Origin of the sequence: Streptococcus sp. DD04, assembly GCF_001578725.1 — a bacterium.
Classification (GTDB): Bacteria; Bacillota; Bacilli; order Lactobacillales; family Streptococcaceae; genus Streptococcus; species Streptococcus sinensis.
The window spans coordinates 261,681-272,783 of record NZ_KQ968978.1 but is presented as its reverse complement, the minus strand read 5'-3'; the positions used below and the strand labels follow the sequence as shown (position 1 = coordinate 272,783).

Here is an 11,103-nt window from a genome sequence, read left to right as displayed (position 1 = left end):
CACACATGAAGACATCTACATCAGCAGGAACCTTGATAAATTCAAAATGGATATTGAAGCCATGTGCAAAACCAACAGCATTACCAGCTTCCAAGTTTGGAGCGATCTCCGCTTCATAAAGCTCTTGTTGGATTTCGTCTGGTGCCAAGATCATGATAACATCAGCTAGTTTAGACGCTTCTGCTACTGTATAAGTCTCAAATCCATCTTCTTTGGCCTTGTCAAATGATTTACCTGGACGCACACCGATAATCACATCATGACCGGTATCACGCAAGTTCTGCGCATGAGCGTGACCTTGTGAACCATAACCAATCACGGCAATTTTCTTACCGTCAAGTGCTGCTACTTTTACATCTTTTTCGTATTCCATTGTTACTGCCATCTTTTACACTCTTTTCTATCTTTTATTTGCCTTTTTAGGCTGTTATAACGGAGTCATTAGTAGGGTTAGTCTCTCGTAAAACCGATTGCTCCAGTCCGAGCAATGTTGCGGATACCATAAGGACGGATGACACGAAGCAAGGCCTCGCTTTTTTCAGCATCCCCTGTCATTTGAATAGTGATGGAACTCGGTGCGACATCCACGACTGTTGCACGGAAAGGCTGAATAATCGCTAACAGCTCTGCCCGTTTATCTGCAGGAGCCGAGACCTTAACGAGAATCACTTCGCGCTCTAAATGCGGATGGTCGGTGATGTCTCGAACACGAATCACATCAATTTGACGGTTAAGCTGCTTGATAATCTGCTCCACCTCAGCCAGAGAAGCCACATCAATTATGATGGTAATCCGAGAAACATCTGGAGTCTCTGTCGGACCGACTGAGATACTTTCAATATTAACCTGACGCCGAGAAAGGACACCTGTGAAACGATTCAAAACGCCCGAACGGTTTTGGAGTTTAGCTGTTAACATTCTACGCATTAAACTTCACCCCCAACATTTCATGATTGCTCTTGCCAGCTGGCACCATTGGAAGCACGTGCTCTTTGCGGGAAATATCCACTTCGATAAACATCGGCACATCTTCTCGGATGACTTCCAAATCTTGAGTAATGGTTTCTGGATTGTTAAACTTATAAGATTTAACGCCATAAGCCTGAGCCATTAATTGAAAGTCTGGAAGGCTGTCAAAAACTGATTCCGACGTTCTGCCTTCATAAAAGGCTTCCTGCCATTGCCTAACCATTCCTAACGAATGATTGTTCAGCATAATCACCTTAATCGGTACTTTATAAATATTTAGGATAGCCATTTCCTGATTGGTCATCTGATAGCCACCATCCCCGACAAAAAGAACAACTTCTTTATCTGGATTAGCAATTTTAGCACCGATTGCAGCTGGGACACCGAAGCCCATGGTTCCAAGTCCACCAGAAGTGACTAGTTGACGTTCATTTTTATAGGGATAATACTGAGCTGTCCACATCTGGTGTTGCCCAACATCTGTAACGATAATAGCCTCTCCTTTGGTTAGCTCGCCCACACACTCAATGACAGCCTGTGGCTGGACTACACGTTCTTTTTTATCATAAGAACGGACCCTATTTTTATCTTCGGTTACTTTGTCAATCCACTTTTCTGTATTATTGTGAACGGGCTCTTCTGCCAAAAGCATCGTCAAAGCTTTCTTGGCATCTCCAACAACCGGAATGTCGACATTAATAATCTTCCCAATTTCTGCTGGATCAATATCAATATGCACAACCTTTGCATTCTTAGCAAAGGTCTTGGGATTCCCCGTCAAGCGGTCATCAAAACGGCAGCCTATGCTAATCATAAAATCCGCTTCTGTCATAGCAATGTTTGCAGCAAATGAACCATGCATGCCGCCCATTCCTAGGAAAAGCGGATGATCTGTCGCAATCGTTCCCTGTCCCAACAAACTCGTCACAACCGGAATTTGATAACGCTCCGCAAAAGCTACTAATTCTGTCGCTGCTTCCGCATAGCTAACTCCACCTCCTGATACAAGAACAGGTTTCTTAGCTTTGGACAATTGCTTCAAAATCTTCTTGATTTGCAATTCGTTTGGAACAATTGTTGGTTGGTAACTTGGCAAATGAACAGCCGGATCATAAATAAAATCAGTTTCCAAAGCAGAGACATCTTTTGGAAGATCAATGACAACCGGACCTGGACGGCCTGTCGTCGCAATATGAATTGCTTCTGTGATAATCCGCGGAATATCCGCAGTTTCACGAACCTGATAATTATATTTAGTGATAGGAGTTGTAATGCCAACAATATCTGCTTCTTGGAAGGCATCTTTCCCAATTCCAGATTTGGCAACCTGACCAGTGAAAACCAAAAGGGGAACACTGTCACTCATAGCATCTGCGATGCCAGTAATAGCGTTGGTCGCTCCCGGTCCACTAGTCACAACAGCAACACCGATTTTACCCGTTGACTTAGCGTAACCTTCAGCTTCATGGACACAACCTTGCTCATGCCGACCTAGAATATGACGAATGCCTTTAAAACTATAGATAGCGTCATAAAGCGGCAGGACCGCTCCGCCTGGATAACCAAAAATGGTATCAACACCTAATTTTTCCAAGGTTTCTAAAAGAAGTTCCGAACCTGTCTTCGGAGTTTCCAGTTTGATTTTCTCCATAATTCCCCTTTCTAAAATCGAGAATGTTCAAAACTAAGTGTCTACTTTTATATCATCAGCCAGCAAAGCCCTATTCCTAAAACTGAAATGCTGCCGATTGATTTTGGACAATCAGTCTAATCTCAATTATTAATTTACAATTTTCTAAAAATTCAAAAAGCTTTCTACTATGATAACATTTTTGAAAAAAAATTGCAAGTATTGCATGAAATTTTTTAAATTTTGAACAAAATATGCAACAAAATCTCGCTAAATCCGAATTTAACGAGATAAGTTCTTTATATCCATCCTTGATCTTGAGCGATCCGAACCGCTTCTGTGCGATTGTCGGCTGCCAGCTTGGTCAGGATAGCCGACATATAGTTGCGAATGGTTCCATTTGATAAATAGAGCTTTTCAGCAATTTCTTTATTAGAAAGCCCAGTTGCTGCTGCCTCTAGGACTAGAAGCTCTTGATGGGAGAGGGGATTTTTATGGGTCATCAGCACTTCCATAAGTTCAGGCGAGTATTCTTTTTGCCCAGCCAAGACAGTATGGATGGTCTTCATCAGGTCTGCAATGCTGCGCTCCTTGAGTACATAGGCATCAACATCCGCCTTGACCGCCCGCTCAAAATAGCCTGGCCGCTTAAAAGTCGTCACAATGATGACCTTGACAGCTGGCTGATACTCCTTCATCCATTCTAGAACATCCAGTCCCGTCTGATAGGGCATTTCCACATCCAAGATGGCCACATCTACCTGCTCAGTGCTGAGCAATGCCACCGCCTCGCGTCCATCAGCCGCCTGATAAACAACTTCAACATCTGGCTGCAACTGCAAGAGCTGACAAAGAGCATCCCGAAGCATACTCTGGTCTTCTGCTAATAATACCTTCATCTCTCATCTCCTTTAACCCTATACGGCAATCGCACGCGAATAATGGTCGGTTGCTGGCTGCTGATGACCTCCACTGTACCGTCAATCCCCTCCAAGCGCTCTCGAACTGAATGCAGCTCTCGACCAGTGACTCGCTTAAAACCTCTGCCATCATCTTGGACGTCCAAAATCAACTCTTGATGCCGCGTATGTAAATCAATCTTGGACTTCTTGGCCTCCGCATGCTTGATAATATTGGTTACCAACTCCAATATTATCATACTAATGGTAAACTGGATTTCCGTAGGAATGCTGGCGACATTGAGCTGATTATGAAGCTCCACCTCAATATCACTCATTTCCAGCATAGTTCGAATTGTTTCTAATTCTTCATCCAGCGTCCGCGTCTTGAGATTGTCTACAATCCGTCGAACATCAGCCATGGCCTGCTTACTGATCCGTCGCACTTCCTCCATCTCTTTCTCCGCCTGCTCGTAGGCCTCCATTTGCAAGAATTGCTGGGCCAGCTCTGTCTTGACGCTGAGCATGGCAAAGGTATGGCCCAAACTATCATGTAAATCCCGTCCGATTCGATTGCGCTCATTTTCCGCCAAGAAAAGATTGAGCTGGGCATTTTGCTTACTTTTTTCTTCCTTGAGCTGTTCAGCGACTTGGATCCGATGCAGACCCAGGGTCAAGAAATCCGAAAAGAGGAAAGTCGTCGGGAAAAAGATCAAATAGCCGGTGCTCAATTGATGTTGCAGATACAACCCGACCAGAAGAGCAGGCTGGATAGCTAGAAAACTCCAGAAACGCCAAGATGTAAAGGAAATTGCCTTGTAATGATAAATTAGAAGATTTGATAAATAAAAAATATACCAAACAAAGCCCACATTCAGCCAAATGGAAGTGTAAAAAATGTAAGCAAGCATGACCCACCAGGACAGAGCCTGGTAGAAAGGCTTTTTCTCCGTGAGGATGGTGTAATAGGCCCCGATAAACAATGCTGTCCAAAGCAAAGTCAAAAGCGGGTATTCACCGCTGATGACACCCGCTATTGGAAAAATGATAAAGACCAGAGAAATATGAAACATATAATGTATGTTTTTGAATTTTTCCCACATAGAATTATTTAACCTCAATCCGTTTTTTGAGCTGAAGGACTAAAATGCTAAAGAAAATGGTGTAAGCTAGAACGATTAGCATGGCAGAAACATTCCAGTCATGGTGTTCCAAATAGGAAGAGACTACCTGCATGAGCTGATAGCTTGGCGTTAGCTTGCCGATGGGTTGTAGCCAGTCTGGAAACATAGTCAGTGGAAACCAAAGCCCACCCAAGACCGCTAAAGCCATATAAACGATATTGCCTACGACCGACATAAGCTGGGCACTGGGCAGGAGACTGACCAAGACGCCCATGGCGATAAAGACCAGACTACCGATCAAAAGAATCAGTGCAATCATTAGCCAGTCCATCATGGGCACATTGACTCCACGAACGAAATGTCCGACAGAGAAGACCACGATAATGGAAAGCAGAAAGGTCAGTAAAGTACTAAAAAGCTTTGATATATAATATTCTACCATAGAAACGGGCGAATGCTGAATCAATTTTTGCCAGTTATTGGTCTTGTCCGACTGCAAGGTGCTGGGAATGCTGAAAAAAGCACTAGACATGATACTAAAAACTGTCATAGAAAAAAGATAGGTCTGGAGCACAAGAGCCGGTACATCAGAACCTGACATCATTCCTGAAAAGATCAGATAGAAAACGCTGGGCAACCCGATAGAGAGCAGGTAGTAAGCTGCCTGCCGCTTCATCAAAATTAGCTCCATTTTCATTAAACTTGCCATATTTTTCATGATACTGCTCCTTTACTCTTGTGTCGTCTCAAAAATACTATCCAGCAGGGTGCGATTGCGGACTTCGATTTCTTCAATCGTACAGCCATGCTCCTGCAGAATTTGCCAGACTTGACTGGCATCCTTGGTCGCAAAAGATAGCGCCTTTTGCTTGATTTCAATCTCTGTCACACCAGCTATCTTTTCCACGATTTCTTTATAGGAAAGGGGCAGTGTGAAGTGTTTTTCCTGCTCTTCCTTCCGCATAGCATAAGGTGTGGTGTCGCGGATTAGTTCTCCCTTGTGGAGCACCAAAATCCGGTCAGCCGTATGCTCCACTTCTTCAATATAGTGAGAAGAATAAACAATGGTTACGCCTTGCTTCTTGAGCTGGTCCACTATTTCCCAGAAATGCTGGCGCGTCGAAGTATCCATTGCCGAAGTCGGTTCATCCAAGAAAAGAATCTTTGGACGGCCAATCAAGGCTAAGATAAAGGAGAAGAGACGTTTTTGACCACCAGAGAGCTTGGAAGCCAGCTGGTTCTTTTGCTTGTCAGAAAAGCCCAACAAGGCATCGATTTCCTCTTCAGACAGGCTATTAGGATAAATAGAGCGAAAGAAAGCGAGGAGTTCCTTGACTTTCAAATCCCCCACCACTGTATTTTCCTGAGGCAAAATGGCAACCATCTCTTTTAAACGATTATCCGTTGGCTTTAACCCTTGAACTAGAGCTTGACCAGAAGTCAGGAATTTATCGCCTAGGAGACAGTCCATCAGAGTTGTTTTGCCAGCTCCGTTGGGGCCAATCAAAGCCACACAATCCCCTTCTTCAATGTCAAAGGAAATGTGGCGCAAAATCTCTTTCCCCCGAATGCTTTTAGATAGCTTTTTCACTTCAATCAATTTCATGATCTTCCTCCTTAATAAAATCATAGATGAGCGGCCAGATGACAAAGACAACTAGAATCACTCCCCATACTCCTATATAAAATTGCCGAGGTAGAAATTCCAACAGAAAACCCGGTATCATCTGAAAACACCATACACCCATTGCAACTCCAATGAATAAGAGGGTCAAGTGCTTTTTCATTTCTACTTTCCCCTTTTGCTTAACTTAGCCACTTCCTTTAGGACATAGCTAGCCATTCCCAAGCTAGCAAAAATCTCCCAAGGAAAGCGGTAAAGACTTGCTCCGCTCATTCCTGCCAACTGATAAAACATCATCCCAACAAGACTCAAGACTGTTACTTTTATCAACCATATTTTCATGTCACTACTCCTGATTTCTTCATTTCTTACTTTTATTATAAAACTTCCCCCCTCTTCCGACTAGATGATTTTGTCACTGCCTGATATGACAAATGTCATGGTTTCTAGACAGCAAAAAAAGACGAGATGACTCGCCTTTTAAATATTCTTATTCTTCTTTCAAGCCGCCCAATTTCATCCCTAAAATAAACATTTCCGGAGTCGCATCTTTTATATCACTTATGCCAAAGTCTTCGAAGTAAGATAAGTCTTCTACCTTATCCACATTAATTTTCTGTAAATCCAGATCAATCACAACCTGCAATTTTTTATCAGCCGTTACCGAATAATCAGCGGAAAAACCATCTAACCGTTGAGCTTCTACAAAATCCGGGTCTTCCTGCATGGCTTCGCGAATCAGTTTGGTCAGTTCATTTGGGCTCATCGTAGCAGCGACATCTGTTATTTCCTGAGGAAGCTCACTAATCAATTCCATGCGGAGACGCAGTAACTTTTTCCCTTGGTAGGTAATTGTATCTCGGTGTTCTATGCCATCAATCTTCCCAACAAGAACCTTGCTGATAATTTTCTGATTAGTGGGTGATTCTACAGAGGAGGCGTTGCTTGATGTTTGATTCGGTCGATTTGAATGCCTATTCAATAAAGCACAGCCCGACAATAAAACCGAAACTACAGCCAAAAGAAAGGCTAATCTTTTCATATTTCATTACTCCTTTTTATTTTTAGTATAACATAATATCCTTTTCCTGTCTAAGTATTTCCTGCCGCAAAGCAAAAAGGCAATCCAACGATTGCCTACATAAATTATTCTACACTAAAAATGTATGGATAGACCGGCTGATTTCCTTGGTGGATTTCGACTTCTACATCTTCATACTCTTCCATCAGATCTTGAGCCAGACCGTTCGCCAATTCCTCATTGCCGTCTTCTCCGATATAAATGGAAACAATTTCACTGTCTTCATCCAACATCTTAGCAAAGGTTGCTTTCAAAGTTGCCAGCATATCTGGATTTGACACAACGATTTTGCCATCGACCATACCCAAGTTATCATTTTCATGGATTTCCAAGCCATCAATCGTCGTATCGCGAACTGCAGTCGTAATGCTACCACTGACCACATCACTCAACGCAGCCGTCATCCGCTCATGGTTCTCTTCGATTGTTTTTCCACCATCAAAGGCCAAGAGACTCGTCAAACCTTGAGGAAGCGTACGCGTCTCAATCACTGTCGTTGGTTGCTCAAGCACCTCTGCAGCAGACTGTGCCGCCATAAAGATGTTTTTATTGTTTGGTAGGATGATGATATTGCGCGCATTGACCTGCTCAACAGCCTTGATAAAGTCCTCCGTAGAAGGGTTCATGGTCTGACCGCCAGAAATGACATAGTCCACTCCCTGAGCTTTGAAGATTTCAGCAAGACCTTCACCAGCTACTACTGCAATAATGGCATATTCTTTTTCCTCAGCTGGCTTAGTAGCTTTTTCTTCCTTTTCAAGCTGGGCTTCGTGCTGGTTACGCATGTTGTCCACTTTTACCTTGACCAGACTACCGTACTTCAGCCCTTCTTGCATGACAAGACCTGGGTCTTCTGTATGGACGTGCACCTTGACAATCTCATCGTCATTGACCACCAAGAGAGAATCCCCTAAATCATTTAAATAATTGCGGAATTCATCATAGTCAAAGTCCTTGACATAGGTTGGACCTTGCTTCAAAGCCACCATGATTTCTGTACAATAACCAAAAGTGATGTCTTCTGTCGCCACATGCCCTGCTACAGACTTGTGGTGTTCAGCATTGATCATCTGGCTCATCGTAGCCGGAGTTGCTTGGAAATCTTCTGATGCAATATATTCGCCAGTCAGGGCAGACAGGAAGCCTTCATAGATAAAGACCAAACCTTGACCACCAGAGTCCACAACACCGACTTCCTTGAGAACTGGCAGCATATCCGGCGTTTTAGCAAGGGCAGTCTTTGCTCCCTCAAGGGCAGCTTTCATGACCTCAACTGCATCATTTGTCGCTTCAGCTTTCTTCTTGGCACCGATAGCCGCACCACGGGAAACGGTCAAAATCGTTCCTTCCACCGGTTTCATGACAGCCTTATAGGCCACTTCTACACCTGATTGGAAAGCACGAGCCAACTCTTTCCCATCTAACTCATCTTTTCCTTTGACACTTTGCGAAAAACCACGGAAAAGCTGAGAAGTGATAACACCAGAATTTCCACGCGCACCCATCAAGAGTCCCTTGGCAAAGATAGCAGCCACTTCACCGACCGTAGAAGCTGACTTATCCGCTACCTCTTTGGCACCATTTTCGATGGTCATGCCCATATTGGTACCTGTGTCCCCATCTGGAACTGGAAAAACATTTAACGAATTGACATATTCAGCCTGTTTATTTAAACGAGTTGATGCTGCCTGCACCATTTCTTGAAATAAACTAGTAGTAATATTTGACACGATTATTCTCCTACAACTTTAATATTTTGGATATAAACATTCACTGTGTGGGCAGTGATTCCGAGTTGATTTTCCAAACTAAACTTGACCCGTTCTTGGATGTTTTTGGAAACTTCACTGATTTTAACGCCGTAACTCAAAACGGTATAAACATCAACTGCAATGCCACCATCTTCAGTCGTTTTCACTACCACACCCTTGGCATAGTTTTCTTTACCCAAAAGTGCTTGAAAGTTGTCTTTAATTGCCTTCTTGCTGGCCATACCAACCACACCAAAAATTTCAGTCGCTGCACCGCCAACGATTGTCGCAATCACATCATCAGTCAGTTCGATTTGACCATCTTTTGTATTGATCTTTACAGTCATCATTTGTACCTCAAAAGTATTTTATAGTTTATTTTACCATATTTTAGACAGGGTGTAAAAGAGGAAGGATAGAAATAAACTGTCTAGCCTGAAAATTAAACCAACAAAAAAAGGAAAGAAAGAAATCTTTCCAATCCCTTTTATACATTAAACGCGTTCAACTTTACCTGACTTAAGCGCGCGAGCTGAAGCCCAAACTTTTTTAGGTTTTCCGTCAATCAAAACAGTAACTTTTTGAAGATTTGGTTTAACAGCGCGTTTTGTTTGGTTCATCGCGTGAGAGCGGTTGTTTCCAGATACAGTCTTACGACCTGTAAAGTAACATACTTTAGCCATTATCGTGTTTCCTCCTATTAGATCTAATATTACGGATGTGCTAGCACCACATACCGTACTATATTATCAAAAAACTCACTATTTGGCAAGTAAATTTTCCCAAACTTTGTAAAATGTGACAATAATCCGTTTTCAAATATAAACAATCTTCAACGTTCCAAAGGCAATATCGCCGCGTATATACAAGGTTTTATCCTTTTCATTGACATTATGCGGATTAACGACTGTACCGAAAGCATTATCCACATTTAGCTCTACCCGCCAGTTGCTCGGAATGTATAGCGTCGCACTACCGAAAGACAGATCTACTTCAAAAGTTGCTGACTCCTCTACAATGGTTGCATTATCAAAGTAAACTGATGCACTGCCAAAAGTACAGTCTAACTTCTCGTAGGTAAAATTATCCGAGTTGATATAGCGAGTGCCGCTACCAAAGGAAATTTCCCCCTCAGTCGTGGATAGGCCTTTTCTAGAAAAATGTCGATAGCACCAAATCTTTCGAGGCTTAAAAATCATATTTAAACCAATACAAGCCAGAATACCGCCCAAAACCAAGGTTCCTGTAGAAATGGCCAAAAAGTGGTAGACAGAATTGGCAATAATCAGGGCAATCATCGACATGACGAGACCGGTGCCAAAGTCGCCCTCTAAGAAATTTTCCAAGGAAAAATAGACAAACATACCAATCAAAAGCAAAGGCCAAATATTGAAATTGAACATAGGAATACCAAAGTTTCCCTGAAGCAAAACCCAGCCCGCCAAGACCAAAAAACCGATTCCCAAAATTGTTTTTTTCATGATGATTACCTCACTTCACTTAACTTTTCTTTTAACAACTGATAATAATGCCTTGAAACATGCACTTTCTTATGCGTTTTAGAAAACTGTACAGAACTGGTGCCTGAGAAAGACTTTTCCAAAGAGTAGATTGCCTTAGCATTCACAATGGTTGATTTGGAAATCCTGCAAAAATAGCGGGGAAGTAATTCCTCCAATTCGTAGAGTTTCAACTTGACTTCATAAGCATCGTTGTGAGCATGGGCAAATATTTTAGCTCCATCGGTCTCAAAAAAGAGAATCTCCGCTAACTCCACAAAATACTCACTACTTTCCTTATAAAAGAGGATGGTGGGAGCAGCAGATTCTTCTAGGACATCTTGAATTTTTTGAATTCGTTCATCAATCCGAGATACTCGAATCACTAATTCTGTATCAGCTAAACTGTCATCTAGCTCAATCCGAACTTTCATATGCACTCCTCCCCTCTTTCTATTTTTATTATAACAATTCCTTGAAAAGAAACAAGGGATTTTCAGTAAGTGGTCAATATCGACTGGTAAGT

14 protein-coding genes are annotated in these 11,103 nt (G+C 42.5%); all 14 read right to left on the bottom strand.

Annotation, left to right across the window (positions count from 1 at the left end; genetic code table 11):
- The coding region (locus STRDD04_RS11460; protein WP_231853899.1) for an NAD(P)-binding domain-containing protein at positions 1 to 385 on the bottom strand (385 nt) is incomplete at its 3' end.
- Positions 386 to 450: 65 nt separating this feature from the next.
- The gene (gene ilvN / locus STRDD04_RS06325) at positions 451 to 927 is read right to left on the bottom strand and encodes an acetolactate synthase small subunit (protein WP_037616118.1); all 477 of its coding nucleotides are present in this window, start codon (positions 925 to 927) and stop codon (positions 451 to 453) included.
- Positions 920 to 2,620, bottom strand: coding sequence for an acetolactate synthase large subunit (locus STRDD04_RS06320; RefSeq protein WP_062200369.1), 1,701 nt, complete (start codon positions 2,618 to 2,620; stop codon positions 920 to 922). The genes ilvN and STRDD04_RS06320 overlap by 8 nt, the downstream gene beginning before the upstream one ends.
- Positions 2,621 to 2,898: 278 nt before the next feature.
- Positions 2,899 to 3,498 (bottom strand): response regulator transcription factor, encoded by a 600-nt coding sequence (locus tag STRDD04_RS06315; protein ID WP_062200365.1) that lies wholly within the window; start codon positions 3,496 to 3,498, stop codon positions 2,899 to 2,901.
- A complete protein-coding gene (locus STRDD04_RS06310) occupies positions 3,495 to 4,601 on the bottom strand; it encodes a sensor histidine kinase (protein ID WP_062200363.1) in 1,107 nt (368 codons plus the stop codon). Before STRDD04_RS06310 ends, STRDD04_RS06315 begins: the two co-directional genes overlap by 4 nt.
- Positions 4,602 to 4,605: 4 nt before the next feature.
- Complete coding sequence (locus tag STRDD04_RS06305) at positions 4,606 to 5,340, bottom strand: ABC transporter permease (RefSeq protein WP_062200360.1); 735 nt, start codon at positions 5,338 to 5,340, stop codon at positions 4,606 to 4,608.
- A gap of 12 nt (positions 5,341 to 5,352) precedes the next feature.
- Positions 5,353 to 6,228 carry an ABC transporter ATP-binding protein gene (locus tag STRDD04_RS06300; RefSeq protein ID WP_062200358.1) on the bottom strand — a complete coding sequence of 292 codons (876 nt, stop codon included), beginning with the start codon at positions 6,226 to 6,228 and terminating at the stop codon, positions 5,353 to 5,355.
- A gap of 183 nt (positions 6,229 to 6,411) precedes the next feature.
- Positions 6,412 to 6,588, bottom strand: coding sequence for a hypothetical protein (locus STRDD04_RS11170; RefSeq protein ID WP_197460087.1), 177 nt, complete (start codon positions 6,586 to 6,588; stop codon positions 6,412 to 6,414).
- A 148-nt stretch (positions 6,589 to 6,736) separates the two neighbouring features.
- Positions 6,737 to 7,288, bottom strand: coding sequence for an SP0191 family lipoprotein (locus STRDD04_RS06290; protein ID WP_062200353.1), 552 nt, complete (start codon positions 7,286 to 7,288; stop codon positions 6,737 to 6,739).
- A 104-nt stretch (positions 7,289 to 7,392) separates the two neighbouring features.
- The gene (locus STRDD04_RS06285) at positions 7,393 to 9,057 is read right to left on the bottom strand and encodes a DAK2 domain-containing protein (RefSeq protein ID WP_062200350.1); all 1,665 of its coding nucleotides are present in this window, start codon (positions 9,055 to 9,057) and stop codon (positions 7,393 to 7,395) included.
- Positions 9,058 to 9,059: 2 nt separating this feature from the next.
- A complete protein-coding gene (locus STRDD04_RS06280) occupies positions 9,060 to 9,425 on the bottom strand; it encodes an Asp23/Gls24 family envelope stress response protein (protein WP_037616174.1) in 366 nt (121 codons plus the stop codon).
- A 147-nt stretch (positions 9,426 to 9,572) separates the two neighbouring features.
- On the bottom strand, positions 9,573 to 9,761 hold the full coding sequence (rpmB, locus tag STRDD04_RS06275) for a 50S ribosomal protein L28 (RefSeq protein WP_001140948.1): 189 nt from the start codon (positions 9,759 to 9,761) through the stop codon (positions 9,573 to 9,575).
- Between the two features lie 132 nt (positions 9,762 to 9,893).
- Positions 9,894 to 10,559, bottom strand: coding sequence for a LiaF transmembrane domain-containing protein (locus tag STRDD04_RS06270; RefSeq protein ID WP_062200347.1), 666 nt, complete (start codon positions 10,557 to 10,559; stop codon positions 9,894 to 9,896).
- 5 nt (positions 10,560 to 10,564) lie between these two features.
- Positions 10,565 to 11,011: a LytTR family DNA-binding domain-containing protein gene (locus STRDD04_RS06265; protein WP_062200345.1), complete on the bottom strand. Its 447-nt coding sequence runs from the start codon at positions 11,009 to 11,011 to the stop codon at positions 10,565 to 10,567.
- Positions 11,012 to 11,103 lie beyond the last annotated feature (92 nt).

Bases quoted from the DNA above. Each gene is read 5' to 3' on its own strand.
- STRDD04_RS06265 (WP_062200345.1), bottom strand. From the start codon at position 11,011: ATGAAAGTTCGGATTGAGCTAGATGACAGTTTAGCTGATACAGAATTA.
- STRDD04_RS06310 (WP_062200363.1), bottom strand. From the start codon at position 4,601: ATGTGGGAAAAATTCAAAAACATACATTATATGTTTCATATTTCTCTG.
- ilvN (WP_037616118.1), bottom strand. From the start codon at position 927: ATGCGTAGAATGTTAACAGCTAAACTCCAAAACCGTTCGGGCGTTTTG.
- STRDD04_RS06300 (WP_062200358.1), bottom strand. From the start codon at position 6,228: ATGAAATTGATTGAAGTGAAAAAGCTATCTAAAAGCATTCGGGGGAAA.
- rpmB (WP_001140948.1), bottom strand. From the start codon at position 9,761: ATGGCTAAAGTATGTTACTTTACAGGTCGTAAGACTGTATCTGGAAAC.
- STRDD04_RS06280 (WP_037616174.1), bottom strand. From the start codon at position 9,425: ATGACTGTAAAGATCAATACAAAAGATGGTCAAATCGAACTGACTGAT.
- STRDD04_RS06270 (WP_062200347.1), bottom strand. From the start codon at position 10,559: ATGAAAAAAACAATTTTGGGAATCGGTTTTTTGGTCTTGGCGGGCTGG.
- STRDD04_RS06305 (WP_062200360.1), bottom strand. From the start codon at position 5,340: ATGAAAAATATGGCAAGTTTAATGAAAATGGAGCTAATTTTGATGAAG.
- STRDD04_RS11170 (WP_197460087.1), bottom strand. From the start codon at position 6,588: ATGAAAATATGGTTGATAAAAGTAACAGTCTTGAGTCTTGTTGGGATG.
- STRDD04_RS06315 (WP_062200365.1), bottom strand. From the start codon at position 3,498: ATGAAGGTATTATTAGCAGAAGACCAGAGTATGCTTCGGGATGCTCTT.
- STRDD04_RS06320 (WP_062200369.1), bottom strand. From the start codon at position 2,620: ATGGAGAAAATCAAACTGGAAACTCCGAAGACAGGTTCGGAACTTCTT.
- STRDD04_RS06290 (WP_062200353.1), bottom strand. From the start codon at position 7,288: ATGAAAAGATTAGCCTTTCTTTTGGCTGTAGTTTCGGTTTTATTGTCG.